The sequence below is a fragment of the Nitrosomonas sp. Is24 genome, from assembly GCF_033063335.1.
In the GTDB taxonomy this organism is placed as follows: Bacteria; Pseudomonadota; Gammaproteobacteria; order Burkholderiales; family Nitrosomonadaceae; genus Nitrosomonas.
In genome coordinates this window covers 2,831,916-2,849,048 of the sequence record NZ_JAWJZG010000001.1, presented here as the reverse complement: position 1 = coordinate 2,849,048, position 17,133 = coordinate 2,831,916, and the positions used below count along the sequence as shown (strand labels likewise).

The following is a 17,133-nucleotide window of genomic DNA, read 5'->3' as shown; positions in this document are numbered from 1 at the left end:
AGGTGGCATAAGGTGAAGATTATCACGTTGGAAATTAAAACAAAATGTGCTTTTTTAATGGCTATAAAGAATCACCGTCTTTCCAGAGAAAACGGACAACGGTTGCGGGTGTTCTATCAGCTATCCTATGGCACGGCCGGGTTGTTCCGGGATTTGTTCAGGCGCTTATAGAACCATTGTTTACAGTATTCCACTGTCAACAGATAAGTAACGATCAAAACAGCCAACAGTCCGAAGAACATCAATGGCAGTGCTGTGAAGCCCAGGTAATGCGCCATCGGGCTGATGGGGAGCAGCATGGCGATGGCGACGATGCTGAGCGAAGTGATCGTCAGCCAGCGGTTGGGGTGGCTGTGCAAGGGGTTGCGCCGGGTTCTGATGATGAAAATGACCAGTACTTGCGTGGCGATCGACTCTACAAACCAGCCGGTGCGAAACAGGGTTTCGTCCGCCTCAAATACGGTGATCAGCAGATAGAACGTAACGAAATCGAATATCGAGCTGATAGGGCCGATGGTCATCATGAAATTGCGGATAAAATTCATGTCCCATTGGCTTGGTTGCGCCAGATCTTCCTCATCGACATTGTCCATCGGTAAGGTGATTTCGGAAAGATCGTACAGCAAATTGTTCAACAGAATTTGCAACGGCAGCAGCGGCAGGAACGGCAGGAAGAGCGTCGAGGCGGCCATGCTGAACATGTTGCCGAAATTCGAGCTGGTCGCCATCATGATGTATTTCATCACATTGCCGAAGGTGCGGCGTCCTTCCATCACACCGGCATGCAAGACTTTCAGATCGTGTTCCAGCATGATCATGGACGCAGCCTGCTTGGCCACATCGACCGCACCGTCCACCGAAATGCCGATGTCGGCGGTATGTAGTGAAGGCGCATCGTTGATGCCGTCGCCCAGATAACCCACGACATGTTTGCGTGCCTTGAGCGCCAGCAACACGCGATTCTTTTGCGCTGGGTTGACACGGCAAAACAGATTGACTTCTTCCACGCGGGCGAGCAACGCATCGTCCTGCATGGCGGCAATGTCATTGCCGGTCAGCACGCCGGTAACCGGCAGATTCAACTGGTTGCAAATATAGCGCGTTACCCGTTCATTATCCCCGGTTAAAATCTTGACCTGCACACCGCTCGCCTGTAGTGCGGTCAAAACCGGTCCGGCGCTGATTTTGGGTGGATCGAGAAAAGCCGCAAGACCGGCAAATACCAGTTCGCTTTCGTCGGTTACGACAGCATGCGGATGATCCGGCGCGACCTCGCGCCAAGCGATAGCCAATACGCGAAAACCATCATTGCCGAATTGGTCGAGCAGTTGAGTAATCGATTGCCGTACGGTTTCATCCAGCGAAACAATGGCGCCGGTTTCATCTTCATACTGAGTGCAAAGGTTCAGGATGTCTTCGGGAGCCCCTTTGACGGCCAGTATCCGGGTTTCTTCACGCTCTACCAGTACGGATACGCGGCGGCGCTCGAAATCAAACGGTACTTCATCAATTTTGCTCCAGCCCTCAATCGCTACGTCGTGGTGCAGCAAGATGGCGTCATCGAGCGGGCTTTTCAGGCCGCTTTCAAAATAACTGTTCAAATAGGCAAGTTCCAATACCCGCTGGGAGCCTTGACCCAGTGCATTGACGTGATGTTCCAGATGGATTTTCGCTTCGGTCAGCGTGCCGGTCTTATCGGTGCAGAGGATATCCATCGCGCCCATGTCCTGAATCGCCGATGGCCGCTTGACGATCACGTTCAATGCGGCCATGCGCAATGCGCCGCGTGTGAGCGTGACCGATACCACCATGGGCAATAATTCCGGTGTGAGTCCTACTGCCAAGGCCACGGCAAACAGGAAAGACTCGAGTAAGGGGCGGTGCATCACGATATTGACCAGCAAGGTGAACAGCACCAGCAGGAAGGTAAAGCGCATGATCAACATGCCGAACTGGCGTATGCCGAGCTCGAATGAGGTGGGTGGCGGTTTCTTCTCGAGGCTGTCGGCGATTTGCCCCAGCGCTGTCGTTTGTCCCGTGCGGGTGATTCTGGCCCGGGCTGTGCCACTGATCACCGTACTGCCCATGAATACCGCAGCTTTTGCTTCCAAGTCCCAGGGATCGGCGCTGGCCGGTGCATCGGCATGTTTCTCAACCGGATAGGCCTCACCGGTGAGTTGCGATTGATTGATAAACAAATCCTTGGCGTCGAGCAATTGCCCGTCGGCCGGAACCAGATCGCCCGCCGATAAGGCAATGATATCGCCCGGCACTAACTGCGCAACCGGAATCTCGGATAATTTCCCGTCCCGCAGTACCGTGGCGGTTACAGCGACTTGTGCCGCCAGTTTTGCCGCCGCCTGACCGGCGCGGTACTCCTGAATGAAATCCAGTGTGACGCTCATCAGGACGATGACGCCGATGATCAGCGCGCTGACTCCGTCACCGTTTAACGCTGAAATGCTCACTGCGACGAGCAGTATCAATACCAACGGATTGTAGAAATGGGCGAGAAACTGCACGAGGATGTTGCGCTGCTTGACAGGTTTAATCTCGTTTGCGCCGTGCTGCTTTAACAGAATGACTGCTTCTGCATTGCTTAAGCCGGTATCCATATGATCTTTAATCATTTTCTCGCCCTCCGGGCTTGTGTTCCATGATTATAGCGGCTTTATGCACGCAGGGTGATGCAGTCTTTGGATACGTTTAATCCCGCTTCATTGATGACGTGCGCGGAATGCCGATAGATCCCGGTTGCCGAGTTGCGTGCGCCTCGCATTTCATCCCGTTTCCCGCCGCTTTTGTCGCGCAGATCTTTTATATGAATAAACTTCATAACTTAACAATTTTTTCTTCTTTGTGGAATCTTTTAATAGTTACTACACTGCAAGCACAGGAAACTGTATGAGGTAGCTGCAAGGGGTTCAGGGATGGAGTCCACTCATTTTTCTAATGCGAATATCTTGTTCACATTGATGAGCTATCCCGGAGGTCATTGCAGTCTGGTTTTTTCTGTTAATCGAAATCAAGGAGAGTCTAAATGAGATATCGTAAAACTAAGTATCTAGGGGCAGTGTTAGCCCTGGCTGTATCAGGTCCTGCATTCGCGGCTTTTAATGGTGATCAAAGTGCCGGTGGAAGCAGTTCATTATTGTTCAGCGCCTATGAGTCCGTAAGCGGTTATTCTTTTACCCTGGATACAGGCAGCCGCAGAGATGACTACTCTGCATCCATTCCATTGTTTACTCCCCTCAATTTTAATCTCGCACTGGATACCAACTGGAATACTTTTCTGGCTGGCGTAGGTTCAGCTCACTTTGCTGATATCAGATGGGCTGTCACTGCCGGTGATACCAGTGTTATCGATGGCGATCTTAGAAGTTTTCTGACTACGGCAGCCAACGGTTTGGATATTGGCACCAACGGCAATGGCACAACCAATGCTCAGTTGAACCAATGGAATGTCAATTACAATTCGTTTATTAATGCAAGCAATGGCGGGGATGGAACAGTCTTCGGCTTTGGCGGCCAACCTTCCACGGTGCATTTAAAAGAAGGCCCAACCGACTTTGCGTCGTATGAAATTTCCATTGGCAGTAACTGGAGTGGTAAAGCGAAATTCGATACCACCGGAGCGCTGGGCGAAACCCTCAATTTCTATGAAGCAAACATAACGAAATCGCCGAGTGGGGGAGTGGTCAGCCTTACCAGAATAACAACGGATTTACTGGGAACCGTAACACTGACCAACGATGGATTACTCTCAATCTCACCTATTTCTCCTGTGCCGGAAGCGGATACTTGGGCCATGCTCTTGGTTGGCCTTGGTTTGATGGGCGTAACAGTCCGCCGCCGCGCAGGAATCGTGTCTTAGTTTCTCCGCAGCGCATTACTCCGTTTTATTGAAGAAACTGGTATCCGTGGATGCCGGTGTGAGGGTGATTTTGTCTGAAAAACTGCAAAATCACCCGGTGCATAACTCATTTTTAAGGAATATTAAAATGAAACTGAAATTCGGACATATTATCGCGTCTCTCAGCATGATGTTATCCACTCAGGCCTACGCCCTCAGTGTGGATGAAATCAACGCAATACCGCCTGCACACGTTCTCTATGTCGGTGGTGGCGCGGAGCAAAACGGTGTATTTGAAACCATAGCCTCCAAACTGTTCACCGCAGGTTCAGTGTCATACATTACTGATGATACCGGCGCTCCTCCCGCCAAGGGCAGATCGTTCCGCGCAGTAGCCGGTACCGTATCGGTAGGCAGTCTGGCGGGTCAGAACTGGATCGTTGCTTATCGTTCCCTGGGTGGCGTGTTCGCTAACGGAATCGCTCCGCTGGTTACACCGAATCCACCGTTGACCAATTACTATCAGATTCAAAACAATATAACCTCCACCGGTCTCGCAAACCCAACTTTCAAGATTACCAATTTATCAACTTTTGTACCGGGTCAAAGACCGGCCGTTGGTTTGGCAAATCTGGAGCTGGCGATTTTTACCGGTTCGAATCTGCCTGCTGGCGCCAGCGCGCTGACTGCTGGCCAATTAGCTCAATTAGTTCAAACGCCGCTTTATAACGTGGTGAACGGGATTGCCGCAACAAACAATCTCGCCGACGCTCTCGTGGCAGCAACGCTGGCCGGTCACCGCCCAGCCAGCTTGGATAATGGACTGAGTAAAGCCGAAATTGCCGGTATTCTCTCGGGTACCATCACGAATTGGACTCAAGTGCAGGGTCTGGAAGCGCTGGACAAGCCGGTCATACTGATTGACCGCAATGCCGGTTCTGGTGCTAAGGCAGCCGCAAATCAGTATTTCCTGAATAATCCGGGTGGATCGGCGTTTAGCGGCGCCATTTCTCCGGCAAACCAAGGGGCCGAAGCCGGTATTGGCGATATTGTTAATTTTGCCGCATATGCCGTGCGTACCGAACCCAGCGCAGGCAACGTGCCCGGTGCGCTCGACAATGTATTCAACAAAGGCGCTTATGGAATTGGTATTCTAGGCCTGGAAAACGCACCATCCGTAACAAGCAAATGGCGATTCGTGGCCATTAACGGCGCAAGAGCTACAAATCCGGCCGGTACTGCTTTCGACAAGCAACAAGCGATTTCAGGCCAGTACGATTATTTCTTCCAGGCTTCGGTCAACTTACGTAAAAGCGTGACCGGCGACCAACTCGCGCTGGCTAACGCATTCATCAATAAAGCGAAAGACCCTGCGGTGATTACAACCGTAGCAGGCACAGTGCTTGATCCGGCCGAGTTTCCCGAAACCGGCAATGCAACACTGGATGCATTCCGTGCTCATGGAACACGTTTCGGTAATTCCACCGCGCCATTGCAACTGGTTGAACCACCTGCACCGTAATCAAGCTGAAGTTATTTCGGCAGGCGCTCTGGTAACACAGGCGTCTGCTGTTATTCAAGCGATCTTACTTTCATTTCGTAATGCCAAAATAGTTTTTATGCCACATATCCCTGATTTTTCCGATAACCCGCTCGATCTTGCCATGGGTTTAAGACCACCGTACCCGAATAAATCTCATTGGTTGTGCAAAAATAAACAAGTGCATGCTGAAGCATGCTTTTGTATTTGTATTCCGTACCCTTGTCAGAATAAATACGATGCCGTCGCATAAAGATATTCTGTGATAACTTGGTTTAAGAAGGCGGCTGCGGAATCCGGTGTTTTGTCTGGCCGGATAGCGTCGTACAATGCCCGGGATAAATCATCGATGGCCATAGCAGGCGGTATCGCCGCAGAATGCCTTATTCCGCTTTTGAGCCGTGGTAAGCGTTTGGTATCGAAGTGAGCCAATCCCTCCGGGTAGTTTTTTGTGATAGCAGCAAACGGCACGTCCTGGTTTTCCGGAGACGCTGCAATGTTTGCTAAATACCGCATGCCATACTGTGTTTGTGGAAACACTTACTGGTTGATTTTTCCGGTGCGAATTCCTGCTTTCCGGCTTGTTCGATGACTCGATAGATGATTTGCCGGAATACACGAAGCCGCTTACTGCGGAAATCGCATGCATGTTGATGATTAAATAGCTGAGAGATAGGAAATGAATTTCCAACAACTTCGAATTATTAATGAAACAGTCCGGCAGAATTATAATCTGACCGAGGTAGCCAATGCTTTGTTTACATCACAATCCGGTGTGAGTAAGCATATCAAGGATCTCGAAGACGAATTGAATATTGAACTCTTCATTCGTAAGGGGAAGCGGCTGATTGGTCTGACAGAACCCGGCAAGGAATTGGTGAAAATTGTCGAGCGCATTTTATTCGACACCAAAAATATCAAGCGTTTGGCCGAGCAATTCAGCAGCTATGATCAAGGGCAATTAATTATCGCGACTACGCATACGCAAGCACAATATGCGTTACCGCCCGTGGTGACAGAGTTCAAGAAAATATTTCCCAAAGTTCAGCTGATACTTCATGAATCCAGGCCAGGGGAGATATTATCAATGCTGATCAACGGCGAGGCCGATATCGGCATAGCGACGGAAGCGTTGGAGAATGCGGCTGATTTAGTGTCTTTTCCCTATTATACGTGGCAGCATACAGTCATCGTTCCTGCGGGGCACCCTTTGCAATCGCTACAGCCGCTTACGCTGGAAGCCATTGCTGAGTTTCCGATTATTACTTACCACCAAGGTTTAACCGGGCGGTCCCGTATCGACCAGGTATTTGCCAAGGCAGGATTAATACCGGATATCGCTATGTCCGCTTTGGATGCTGACGTGATTAAAACTTACGTAAAGTTGGGATTGGGTATCGGCATTATTGCTTCTGTGGCATTTTCTCCCAGGAGAGATGAAACATTAGTCAAGCTTGAAAGTGAATACCTGTTTGAAATGAATACCACGTTTGTTTCGGTGCGGCGTAATCATTATCTGCGTAGCTATGCGTACCGGTTTATTGAGCTTTGTATTCCAACATTGACTGAATCGATCATTCGTTCCGGCGTTAAACCATTGATTGATGCTGAATAAAATAGGGCTGGCGATAGGTTTGATCCGATTGATCAAATAAATGACGCCATTTGATTGTGCTGATCGGTAAATCGAAATAATCGATTTACCGGTAGTCTCAGTAACTCAATGCGATACTTTATTTCTGAGTTTATCTTTGAAGCAAGCGGTATAATTCAGTAGTATTCTCCTGATACTTGATTAACAAGAGATATTTCCGGGCGTATATGAAATGGCGGGCAGGTCTTGTGTGGAACCAATTATTCGTGCTGATATCTCAAGTCTATGCTTTATTTAATACTTGTTATCGTTATCGCTGCGCTCATTGTGGGCCCGTCTTACTGGGTTAAGCATACCCTGGCAAAATACAGCCATCCTGAAGATCGTTATCCGGGTACCGGCGCTGAGCTGGCGCGTATTTTGCTCGATTGGGCCAATTTGCAGACGGTGAAGGTCGAAGTGACGGAACAGGGTGATCACTATGATCCGATAGCAAAAGCAGTGCGTCTGACCGCGGATAAATTTAATGGCAAATCGCTCACGGCAATTACGGTTGCGGCGCATGAAGTTGGGCACGCCATCCAGGACCGCGATGGTTACTTGCCGCTAAAATGGCGGACCCGCCTGGTGCAAATAGCCGCTCCGGCGGAAAAGTTGGGCGCGGTGATTTTGATGATCGCACCAATTGTCGCAGTGGGCCTGCGTGCACCGGTAGCGGGTGCTCTGTTTCTTGCTGGTGGCTTGTTGACGTTGGGGAGCGCAGTAGTCGTGCATATGGTGACGCTGCCGATGGAATTGCATGCCAGTTTCGCCCGGGCGTTACCCATGCTGGAGCAAGGCAAGTATCTCATTCAAGGTGACGAGCCGCATGCACGCAGGATTCTGCGCGCCGCAGCGTGGACTTATGTATCCGCTTCGCTCATGGCGCTACTCAATATCGGCCGGTGGTGGGCGATTCTCCGGCGCTAAGGCTGCTGAATTGCCGGAATTCCGCAGTACAGGTGTGATATTCCGTCTTGACCCTGTCATACGGGCAACTTACCATACAAGATTTGAAACTGAATTGATAGGCTAATCCATTAGAGATCAGTATTTTTTGTTAGAGGACAAATATGGTGCAATTGGTTGAGCAACAAAAGGCAAAAGCAGTACGCGGCTTTACACTGCTCGAATTACTCGTGGTCATGGTTATCATCGGTTTGCTGGCTGCCTATGTCGGGCCTAAGTACTTTTCGCAAGTCGGCAAATCGGAAATAAAAATGGCGCAAGCGCAAATCGATGCGCTGGAAAAGGCGTTGCATCAATACCGTTTGGATGTGGGGAGCTATCCGGGCACGGAGCAAGGCTTGACCGCGCTGGTTACGCGCCCCAATAATGAGGCGCGCTGGCAAGGGCCTTACCTGTCCAAGCTGCCGCCAGCCGATCCTTGGGGCCGCCCGTATGTGTACAAGTATCCGGGTGAACGTTCCGAGTTTGATTTGCTCTCTTACGGCAAGGATGGACAGCCTGGCGGTGAGGGTGAGGCGGCTGATATTACCAACTGGTAAATTCCGCGCATGCGTTATGAAGTGAAAGCCGTGATGTCCGGACAAGGTACCGTGCATCTTGAACTGGAAGCGAACAGCGAGGAAGAAGCTCGCCGCCAGGTGGTTGAACAAGGCGGTATGGTTCTAAGCATACGGCGCAGCTTCTCGGGTTTTTCGCTGAAAGCGAAGAGCCATTTTCCGCTGGTTCACTTCAGCCAGGAATTGCTGTCATTGCAGATTGCCGGTTTAAGTTTGGTCGAGAGCATCGAAACGCTGCTCGAGAAAGAGCAGGATAGTAGTAACCGTAAAATTATCCAGAATATCTTGGATCGATTGTATGAGGGTGTGACATTCTCACAAGCGCTGCAAGAATTTCCGCAAGCATTTCCGCCGCTCTATATCGCCACGGTCCGCGCCAGCGAACGGACCGGCGATCTTGCGGAAGCGCTGACCCGTTTTATCACCTATCAGACACAGATGGAGTTTGTGCGCAAAAAACTCGTTGGCGCGTCGATTTATCCGGTGCTGTTATTGGTGATCGGTTTTCTGGTGTCGATTTTTCTGATGGTTTTTGTGGTACCTAAATTTAGTGCGATTTATGATGATATGGGCAGCGATTTGCCTTGGCTTTCGTTGTTGCTGATTAAATGGGGCCAATTCGTTCATGAACGCGGCTGGGAATTGGCCATTGCTGCGCTGGCGCTGTTGATTGCGACAGGGTATACAGTTAGCCGGTCAACCTTTCGTGCCAGTGTCATGCAGCTCCTGTGGCGCATTCCGGCGATCGGCGAACGCATGCGAGTGTATCAGCTGGCGCGCTTCTACAAGACGTTGGGTATGCTGCTGCGCGGCGGTATTCCCATCACGCAAGCGCTGGACATGGTCAGCGGTTTATTGCAAGCGCATTTCCGCCCCAAAGTTGCAGCCGCGGCCAAGCATATCCGCGAAGGCAAAACGATTTCCAGCGCGATGGAATTGGAAGGACTGACAACGGCAGTGGGCAATCGCATGCTCCGCGTGGGCGAGAGAACAGGGTTAATGGGCGATATGATGGAACGGATCGGTAATTTTCACGATGAGGAAATTGCGCGTTGGGTCGAATGGACAACCAAATTGATAGAGCCATTGCTGATGGCGGTCATCGGCATTGTGATTGGCGGGATTATTATTCTCATGTATATGCCCATATTTGAATTGGCGGGAAGTATCAATTGATCGAAGCGCAGGTACAAACCGTAAACAAACCGTCGATGGAGATCAACCATCTAGCCGATGCGCAGCAAAAAGCGCTCGAACAGAATGTTTCCGTCATTCAGGTTCTGGAAGAGAAAGGCGGTTATACGCCCGATGAGCTCATGCAGCAGCTCGGCCAGTTGTTGCATATGCCGGTATTGGACATGAAAGCGATTCACGCGCTCAGTCCCGCTTTTGATGTGCTTTCGTTTTCCGAAGCCATGATGCATGAATGTGTTTTATTCCGCCGCGAACAAGACTATCTGCTGGCAGTCAGTAATCCATTCTCGACAAAATTACGGGCATGGGCGGAAGAACGTTTTGCTGTCGCTGCGGAGTGGTATTTGGTACATCCCGCTGATTTGAGCGCTTTTTTTGCCCAGCAGGAAAAAACCATGCGCGCCATGGATCAAGTGCTGCCTTCCACAGAGCTGGATAAAATACAAAGCGGTATTGAGGATTTATCGTTAAAAAGCATCAACGAAGGTACCAGCCAGGTGGTGCGCTTGGTGCATTCCACCTTGTATGACGCGCATAAGTCTCAAGCCAGCGATATTCATTTGGAAATGACGGCAGGCGCACTGTCGATAAAATACCGTATCGATGGCGTACTGAGCTCGATCGGCGTGATCCAGGGTACGGATCTGGCCGAGCAAGTCATTTCCCGGATTAAAGTGATGTCCGAGCTGGATATTGCCGAACGCCGCGTGCCGCAGGATGGCCGGTTTAAAGTTTCCATCCAGGGGCGGGAGATCGATTTCCGGGTTTCCATCATGCCGAGTATTTTCGGTGAGGATGCGGTTTTGCGGATTCTTGACCGGCAAGCATTATCCGATCAGATTGAGGGACTGACGTTAAACCAATTGGGTTTTAATCAGACGGCGATTGCCAGTATCCGCCGCCTGAGTTCGGAACCGTATGGCATGCTGCTGGTTACCGGCCCGACCGGAAGCGGTAAAACGACATCGCTCTACGCCGCGATTTCCGAAGTGAATAAAGGCAGCGATAAAATTATTACCATCGAAGACCCGATCGAGTATCAGCTTCCGGGTGTGCTGCAAATCCCGGTGAATGAGAAAAAAGGACTGACGTTTGCGCGCGGCTTGCGCTCAATCCTGCGGCACGATCCCGATAAAATCATGGTAGGCGAGATTCGTGATTCTGAAACGGCGCAGATCGCCATTCAGGCTGCGCTGACCGGCCACTTGGTTTTTACCACTGTGCACGCCAATAACGTATTTGATGTCATCGGACGGTTTTCGCATATGGGCGTGGATCCTTACAGTTTCGTGTCCGCGCTGAACGGAATCGCCGCGCAACGGCTGGTGCGTTTGTTATGTCCGCACTGTTCGGTCGATGAGCGCCCGGATGATAAGCTAATCGAAGAATCCGGAATTCCCATCGACGAAGCGGATCAATTCAAGTTTCGTAGCGGACGAGGTTGCGGCCAGTGCCGTGGCAGCGGTTACCGGGGAAGAAATGCAATTGCCGAGATTCTGATCCTGAACGATGAGATTCGTGAGTTGATCGTAGCGCAGGAGCCGATACGCCGCATCAAGGAAGCAGCCAGGAACAATGGCACCCGATTCCTGCGGGAGGCCGCTTTGGATATGGTCAGGCAAGGATTAACCAGTTTAGAGGAGGCCAATCGTGTCACCATTGTGGCGTGATCAAATACAGGTCTTCCTGGCGCCTGGACGAATCGACCTGGTGCGTTCAACGCGCGGTTTCAAACCGGTACAGTCAGCCAAGGTTACCGTGTGGTGCGAGCCTGCGCAGGATGCGCTGGTTTGGCAGGCCGCTGTGCAGCAGTTGGAAAAACATTTGATGGATGCGGCTGGAGCGCAATTGAGTGTTACGCTATCCAATCATTTTGTACGGTATGTTGCCCTGCTGCCGCAAGCGGAAATCGCAACGCCGGAAGAGGTGAATTCCTATGCCGCGTTCCGCATGCGTGAAGTGTATGCGGAACGGGTGAATTCGTGGGCGCTGAGCGTGAGCGAATGGACTCCGCTGAGCGGTGCGGTGTGCGCCGCAATTCCGCGCGATTTGATGGTGCAACTGGAAGAGATGGCGGCGCGGTGCCGTTGCACACTTAAAGAGATCGAGCCTTATTTTGCGTCTGTTTATGATCGCTGGCAAAAACTGTTGGATGGCAATAAAACCTATTTTGCAGTCATTGAAGCTGGACGTATTTGCTTGGCTGTGCTGATTAATGGAAGCTGGCACAGCATCCGCAATCAGCGCATTTTGCACAATGTCGCGGCTGAGTTGCTCGCAGCATTGGATCAGGAAGCCATCTTGACCGGAAGTAAGGAAGCGATTGAGCTGGTTCATGTGTTTGCGCCGGAACAGGCGGATTTGACGCTGCCGGAACAGTGCGGATGGTGCGTTGTTCCGATGCCGGTCGGGAAAATACCGGTATTGCCGCATTATCCATCCGGGCCGGTTGATGATGACGGGGTAAATCGATGCCACGCTTGAGACTTAAGTTCCCGGATCGCGGACAATCCGTTCCGCATATCGATTTTTCCATCCTGCTGATCGGACTGCTCGTGCTTGCCGGTGTGCTGCTGCAATTCCGCCAGGTGACCGAAGAAGTAAATCACTGGACAAACCGGGTCGAGCGGCTGGAGAAACAACAGCAGCAGAAAGCTGCGCCGCGCACACGGTCAACCCCGCGGATAAAAGAATTCAGCCAGGAAATCCGCAAGGAAATCACGCAAGCCAATGCAATACTGGATCAGATCAATTTGCCGTGGGAGACTTTATTCGATGCCATCGAACATGCGGCAACGGAAGAAATCGCTTTATTATCCTTGCAGCCGAATGTAGCCAGCCGGACACTGCGTCTCAGCGGTGAAGCGAAGAGTATGTCCGAACTGCTCGATTTTGTCGAAGCGCTTGAACGTGAGCTGGTTTTTGAGAATGTGCATTTGCTAAACTACAAAGTTAAACAAGATAATCCGCACCGGCCCATTATTTTTCTTCTGACTGCTGCATGGATGCAAGTTTCTTGAAGACCGCAACAATCCAAACACAACTCGACCGTTTGATGCTGCAACTGCGCTGGCAGGCAGGCCGTCTCGGCACGATTGGAAAAATCGGCCTGGGCCTGATTGTTGTTGCCGGTATTTATTTCTTTTCAGCGGTTCTGCCGCAAGACTCCGATCTGCAAAAGCTGAAGGAACGGGCTGAGACGCTGCAACTGCAAGAACTAGCGAAGCAGTCTCCGGGAGAAATGGAAAGTGGAAAGAAATTGAGCGGTGATCAGGCATTGCAAGTATTTTATGACTTCTTCCCGCGTATCGACTCATCGCCTTTCTGGATTCGTGAATTGGTGCAATTGGCTAAAAAGCATGGCGTTGATCTGAGCAGCAGCGAATATCGCTTGATGAATGAGAATGACGCGCGTTTGGCTCGTTACGAGATGATATTGCCGGTAAAAGGGCGTTATCCGCAAATTCGCGCTTTTATGGCGGAAGCGCTGGAAAAGGTTCCTGCCATGGCTATTTCCGCGGTTGCGCTTAAACGGGAAAATATAACTTCCGACAAGCTTGAAGTCCGCCTTGAAATTAACCTTTACTTGAACAAATAAGTGCCATGGATCAAGCTGAGAAAAAGCGGAAATTGATGTTAGGCGGCGCATTGCTGGCCACATTAATCGCTGTGGTGCTGGTTGAAGAGGAAGAGACATCGACGGATATCGTAGAAACCGTGCAACCGGTAAAACCTGCAAGCACAGGTAGAGACCGGGCAAAAAATCAAGAAAGCAGCACGGAGCCGCTGGATGTCGGTAAACTTGGACAGCGGAAATTCAATCCTTTGGCGGGAGAATTGTTTGCATCCACGACATGGACGCCAAAACAACCGCCAGTCAGCTTCGAGCAGCAAGCTGCGCTGGCTGAGCAAATAAAAAAAGCCGCGCCTCCTCCCGCGCCCACAGCACCGCCGCTACAGTTCAAGTATAGCGGCAAGGCTATTACGGACGACGAAACTTGGGTTTTTCTGTCGCAACCGGGAGAGAATTTCATTACCAAGATCGGCGGAAAAATTAACGACAAATACCGGCTGGATTCGATCAATGACAGTACAATTGCCGTCACTTATCTACCGCTCAACATAAAGCAGACGCTCACTATTAACAATAAAATCGCAGGAACGTTCCGATGAAAAGCTGGAGAATCATTGTCCTCATCATTTTGCTCGTATCGATTGCCGGGTGCGCAATCAATAACAGAACATTCGGCACTAGGAATATTGCATTTGACGATGGGCAGAAACTGATTGCGCAAGGTCAATTTGAGAGCGGACTTGCAAGATTAGAACAAGCACGGCGCGAGGAACCTGAAAACAGGGATATTCAAACGGTAGTTTTGCGCTTACGCGAAGAAGTTACTGGTAAGCTCCTTTTTGAAGCAGAAAATTTGCGTTTTTCTGGACAACTGGATCGCGCAACCGAAGCCTTTCAACGTATCCTCAGTTTATTTCCATTCAATGAGAGGGCTAAAGAAGGCTTGGAATCCATAGCATTAGATCGTCAACATATTGCTAAAGTGGATACAGCGAAAGAGCTGTTAAGAAATGGAGAAACTTCAAAAGCTGAAACACTGGTGCGTGCGGTGTTGCAAGAGAATCCGCAACAATCGCATGCGCGTCAGTTGATTTCGGAAATCAATTTAAATCTATCGCGCCCTGAAGTTACCCATCTCGCATTAGAATCCGCATTCAAAAAAACAGTCACGATGGAATTCAAAGATACTGATCTCAAATCAGTCTTTGAGCTCATGTCACGAACTGCCGGGATTAATTTCGTGTTTGACAAAGACATTCGTCAAGACACTAAGATTTCCATTTTTGTGCGCAGTAACACCATTGAAGATATTCTCAAATTGATTCTGACGACGAATCAACTAGCGTACAAGGTACTGAACAACAATTCGTTACTGCTCTACCCCAATACACCGGCTAAGCAGAAAGATTATCAGGAGCTGGTCGTGCGCAGTTTTCAGATTGCGCATACCGATGTCAAGCAAATGGTAGCGATGGTCAGAGGCATCGTTAAAGCGAAGGATATTTATGTTAACGAGCAACTCAACCTATTCATTATGCGCGATACGCTCGAAGCCATACGGTTGACTGAGCGGTTGATCAGCTTGAATGATTACGCGGAACCCGAAGTCATGCTGGAAGTTACCATTCTTGATGTAACGCGCACCAATACTTTCTTATTGGGGCCAAATTTCCCCCAATCAGTTCAATTCAATTGGGCTACAGCTGCTACTCCTACGCCGGCTGCTGCTCTAATCAGTAATTTTGGTTTTGAGGGCCTTAAAAGTTTTGGCATGGCTACTAGCCAAGCAAAAATTGATTTTCTGCAAAACTTTTCAGCAGGGGATATATTGGCAAACCCCAGAATCCGGGTTAATAACAAAGAAAAAGCAAAGATTCATGTTGGTACAAAAGAACCCTTCTTCACCGCAAATGTTCAACCTGGTGTCGCTGGGGGTGTCGTTACCTCAACGCCGACGTTTATCGATTTAGGGGTCAAACTTGATGTTGAGCCTCGTATCGGATTGAATGACGATGTCACCTTAAAAGTTACTTTGGAAGTAAGCTCTCTACTCGGCACGATTGCAAATGCGCAAGGTGCAACGGCTCCTCGGGTCGGAACGAGAAATGCCGAGACTCTTCTCACTTTAAAAGATGGTGAAACGCAAGTCATTGCAGGTCTTCTCGATAATCGAGAAAGAAAAGCTGCTAAAGGTCTTGCAGGATTGATCAATATTCCAGGACTAGATCGATTGACTTCCAATCAAGATATTGAAAGAACAAAGAATGAAGTGATTTTACTGATTACCCCTCGTATTGTTCGCAATATTCCCAGACCGACTAACTTAGAAAGCGAATATCACTTCGGTACCGCGAGCGAAGCGGGCAAATTACCCGTTACCATTGAGAGAACAGCGGCGAAATCCCTGTCTGTCGCACCGGCTGGATCGGGCCGCGGTGTTGCGGCTGCGATTCAGGATGCTTTTTCTCCGCCAGCCGAAGGTCAGGAACCACCACCGAATCCATTTGCCAGTGTTGCAGCTTCCGCATCCGGAGTACCTTCGCTTACCCTGCAATCACCGACTAATGTGGGGCTGGGTAAAGAATTTTCTGTCAGTGTGCGGCTGGTTGGCGCAAAAGCGACGGTTAATTCCGACTTAGTGCTGAGTTATGAAGCCAGCGCATTGGAGGCGCTGGATGGCGGAGATAAATCCGGGACGCGTACTATCAAATTAGGTAAGGATCAGGCTTCCGGTCTGGCGGCGCAGCTTCGCTTCAAGGTGATCGCAGCAAATCCGGGTACCACAGAAATCAATATCCAAAATGTAAACGCGGAAGATATGGAAAATGGTCAGGCGGTCGAAGTGACACCGCCGCCGCCGGTCAGTGTCAACATTAAATAATCCGCTTATGGCTGCATCCAGAGTTTCCGTGAAGCACAGAGGATTTACGCTGATTGAATTAATGATCGTGGTGGCAATCATGGCTATTTTAGCGACAGCCGCATTGCCATTGCGGGAGCTGATGGTGAAACGCGAGAAGGAGCAAGAGTTACGCGTTGCATTGCGTCAGATTCGAACGGCCATCGATGCTTACAAGCAGGCTTCGGATGAGGGGCGTATCACCAAGAAGGCCGATGAATCTGGCTACCCACCCCGGCTGGAGGAATTATTCATGGGGGTGCCGGATGTCAAGAGTCCGGATAAGAAGATTATTTATTTCCTGCGCCGCTTGCCCGCTGACCCACTGTTTGTCGAACTGGATGTCGCCGGTGTTTCGGCGACTCCGGCTGCGGATACCTGGGGGAAGCGCAGTTATGAGAGTCCCTGGGATAGTCCCAAGGAAGGCGACGATGTTTTTGATGTTCATTCACGTTCGGAAGCCATAGGTCTGAACGGCATTCCTTACCGGGAGTGGTGATGATGAACCTATCCGGGACCCGTAAATTCAGAGGGTTTACTTTAATCGAACTGCTGGTGGTTATGGCGATTATCGCGACGTTGTTAAGTATTGTCGCGCCGAAGTATTTTAATTCTATCGATAAAGCCAAAGAAGCCGTGCTACGGCAGGACTTGGGTATTATGCGCAATGCCATCGATCAATTCTATTCTGACTTTGGTAAATATCCCATTGACTTGGCGGAGCTGGTCGACAAACGCTATATGCGCAGCGTGCCGAAAGATCCCTTCACCGAAAGCGATAAAACCTGGATCGAGGTTCCTCCCAAGAACGAGACGGAATCAGGTGTCTATGATGTTTATAGCGGCTACTCGGGGAGAGCGCTGGATGGCTCGTACTATCAAGAATGGTAAATGACCGGGGCTTGCTCGGATTC

The 17,133-nt window shown here is 50.1% G+C and carries 17 protein-coding genes; 14 read left to right on the top strand and 3 right to left on the bottom strand.

Going from position 1 to position 17,133, the window contains the following annotated elements; all coding sequences use genetic code 11:
- Nucleotides 1–125: 125 nt before the first annotated feature.
- The gene (gene mgtA, locus R2103_RS13015) at nt 126–2,630 is read right to left on the bottom strand and encodes a magnesium-translocating P-type ATPase (RefSeq protein WP_317531805.1); all 2,505 of its coding nucleotides are present in this window, start codon (nt 2,628–2,630) and stop codon (nt 126–128) included.
- A 41-nt stretch (nt 2,631–2,671) separates the two neighbouring features.
- Entirely contained in the window at nt 2,672–2,836 is a 165-nt protein-coding gene (locus R2103_RS13010) for a hypothetical protein (RefSeq protein ID WP_317531804.1), read from the bottom strand.
- 204 nt (nt 2,837–3,040) lie between these two features.
- Here R2103_RS13010 and R2103_RS13005 point away from each other — a divergent pair, with 204 nt between their 5' ends.
- Both R2103_RS13005 and R2103_RS13000 read left to right on the top strand, forming a co-directional pair.
- A complete protein-coding gene (locus R2103_RS13005) occupies nt 3,041–3,874 on the top strand; it encodes a PEP-CTERM sorting domain-containing protein (RefSeq protein WP_317531803.1) in 834 nt (277 codons plus the stop codon).
- Between the two features lie 127 nt (nt 3,875–4,001).
- The gene (locus tag R2103_RS13000) at nt 4,002–5,375 is read left to right on the top strand and encodes a substrate-binding domain-containing protein (RefSeq protein WP_317531802.1); all 1,374 of its coding nucleotides are present in this window, start codon (nt 4,002–4,004) and stop codon (nt 5,373–5,375) included.
- Nucleotides 5,376–5,618: 243 nt separating this feature from the next.
- Here R2103_RS13000 and R2103_RS12995 read toward each other — a convergent pair whose 3' ends face one another.
- Complete coding sequence (locus R2103_RS12995) at nt 5,619–5,909, bottom strand: hypothetical protein (RefSeq protein ID WP_317531801.1); 291 nt, start codon at nt 5,907–5,909, stop codon at nt 5,619–5,621.
- Nucleotides 5,910–6,072: 163 nt separating this feature from the next.
- Here R2103_RS12995 and R2103_RS12990 point away from each other — a divergent pair, with 163 nt between their 5' ends.
- From R2103_RS12990 to R2103_RS12935, 12 genes are all read left to right on the top strand, one after another.
- Nucleotides 6,073–7,008: a CysB family HTH-type transcriptional regulator gene (locus R2103_RS12990; protein ID WP_317531800.1), complete on the top strand. Its 936-nt coding sequence runs from the start codon at nt 6,073–6,075 to the stop codon at nt 7,006–7,008.
- Between the two features lie 264 nt (nt 7,009–7,272).
- A complete protein-coding gene (locus tag R2103_RS12985; RefSeq protein WP_317531799.1) occupies nt 7,273–7,956 on the top strand; it encodes a zinc metallopeptidase in 684 nt (227 codons plus the stop codon).
- A 143-nt stretch (nt 7,957–8,099) separates the two neighbouring features.
- Nucleotides 8,100–8,534 carry a type II secretion system major pseudopilin GspG gene (gspG, locus tag R2103_RS12980; protein ID WP_317531798.1) on the top strand — a complete coding sequence of 145 codons (435 nt, stop codon included), beginning with the start codon at nt 8,100–8,102 and terminating at the stop codon, nt 8,532–8,534.
- Between the two features lie 9 nt (nt 8,535–8,543).
- On the top strand, nt 8,544–9,728 hold the full coding sequence (locus R2103_RS12975) for a type II secretion system F family protein (RefSeq protein WP_317531797.1): 1,185 nt from the start codon (nt 8,544–8,546) through the stop codon (nt 9,726–9,728).
- A gap of 35 nt (nt 9,729–9,763) precedes the next feature.
- Nucleotides 9,764–11,416, top strand: a complete 1,653-nt coding sequence (locus R2103_RS12970; RefSeq protein ID WP_317532101.1) for a GspE/PulE family protein — start codon at nt 9,764–9,766, stop codon at nt 11,414–11,416.
- A complete protein-coding gene (locus tag R2103_RS12965; protein WP_317531796.1) occupies nt 11,397–12,230 on the top strand; it encodes a hypothetical protein in 834 nt (277 codons plus the stop codon). Before R2103_RS12970 ends, R2103_RS12965 begins: the two co-directional genes overlap by 20 nt.
- The gene (locus R2103_RS12960; RefSeq protein ID WP_090320487.1) at nt 12,218–12,766 is read left to right on the top strand and encodes a PilN domain-containing protein; all 549 of its coding nucleotides are present in this window, start codon (nt 12,218–12,220) and stop codon (nt 12,764–12,766) included. The genes R2103_RS12965 and R2103_RS12960 overlap by 13 nt, the downstream gene beginning before the upstream one ends.
- Nucleotides 12,763–13,344, top strand: a complete 582-nt coding sequence (locus tag R2103_RS12955) for a hypothetical protein (protein ID WP_317531795.1) — start codon at nt 12,763–12,765, stop codon at nt 13,342–13,344. Before R2103_RS12960 ends, R2103_RS12955 begins: the two co-directional genes overlap by 4 nt.
- 5 nt (nt 13,345–13,349) lie before the next feature.
- Nucleotides 13,350–13,919 (top strand): hypothetical protein, encoded by a 570-nt coding sequence (locus R2103_RS12950; protein ID WP_317531794.1) that lies wholly within the window; start codon nt 13,350–13,352, stop codon nt 13,917–13,919.
- Nucleotides 13,916–16,201: a secretin and TonB N-terminal domain-containing protein gene (locus R2103_RS12945; RefSeq protein WP_317531793.1), complete on the top strand. Its 2,286-nt coding sequence runs from the start codon at nt 13,916–13,918 to the stop codon at nt 16,199–16,201. Before R2103_RS12950 ends, R2103_RS12945 begins: the two co-directional genes overlap by 4 nt.
- Before the next feature lie 7 nt (nt 16,202–16,208).
- On the top strand, nt 16,209–16,718 hold the full coding sequence (locus R2103_RS12940) for a type II secretion system protein (protein ID WP_317532100.1): 510 nt from the start codon (nt 16,209–16,211) through the stop codon (nt 16,716–16,718).
- A gap of 2 nt (nt 16,719–16,720) precedes the next feature.
- A complete protein-coding gene (locus R2103_RS12935) occupies nt 16,721–17,110 on the top strand; it encodes a type II secretion system protein (protein WP_317532099.1) in 390 nt (129 codons plus the stop codon).
- Nucleotides 17,111–17,133: the final 23 nt, after the last annotated feature.

Coding starts and splice junctions, on each gene's coding strand:
- mgtA (WP_317531805.1), bottom strand. CDS start 2,630: ATGATTAAAGATCATATGGATACCGGCTTAAGCAATGCAGAAGCAGTC.
- R2103_RS13010 (WP_317531804.1), bottom strand. CDS start 2,836: ATGAAGTTTATTCATATAAAAGATCTGCGCGACAAAAGCGGCGGGAAA.
- R2103_RS13005 (WP_317531803.1), top strand. CDS start 3,041: ATGAGATATCGTAAAACTAAGTATCTAGGGGCAGTGTTAGCCCTGGCT.
- R2103_RS13000 (WP_317531802.1), top strand. CDS start 4,002: ATGAAACTGAAATTCGGACATATTATCGCGTCTCTCAGCATGATGTTA.
- R2103_RS12995 (WP_317531801.1), bottom strand. CDS start 5,909: ATGCGGTATTTAGCAAACATTGCAGCGTCTCCGGAAAACCAGGACGTG.
- R2103_RS12990 (WP_317531800.1), top strand. CDS start 6,073: ATGAATTTCCAACAACTTCGAATTATTAATGAAACAGTCCGGCAGAAT.
- R2103_RS12985 (WP_317531799.1), top strand. CDS start 7,273: ATGCTTTATTTAATACTTGTTATCGTTATCGCTGCGCTCATTGTGGGC.
- gspG (WP_317531798.1), top strand. CDS start 8,100: ATGGTGCAATTGGTTGAGCAACAAAAGGCAAAAGCAGTACGCGGCTTT.
- R2103_RS12975 (WP_317531797.1), top strand. CDS start 8,544: ATGCGTTATGAAGTGAAAGCCGTGATGTCCGGACAAGGTACCGTGCAT.
- R2103_RS12970 (WP_317532101.1), top strand. CDS start 9,764: ATGGAGATCAACCATCTAGCCGATGCGCAGCAAAAAGCGCTCGAACAG.
- R2103_RS12960 (WP_090320487.1), top strand. CDS start 12,218: ATGCCACGCTTGAGACTTAAGTTCCCGGATCGCGGACAATCCGTTCCG.
- R2103_RS12950 (WP_317531794.1), top strand. CDS start 13,350: ATGGATCAAGCTGAGAAAAAGCGGAAATTGATGTTAGGCGGCGCATTG.
- R2103_RS12945 (WP_317531793.1), top strand. CDS start 13,916: ATGAAAAGCTGGAGAATCATTGTCCTCATCATTTTGCTCGTATCGATT.
- R2103_RS12940 (WP_317532100.1), top strand. CDS start 16,209: ATGGCTGCATCCAGAGTTTCCGTGAAGCACAGAGGATTTACGCTGATT.
- R2103_RS12935 (WP_317532099.1), top strand. CDS start 16,721: ATGAACCTATCCGGGACCCGTAAATTCAGAGGGTTTACTTTAATCGAA.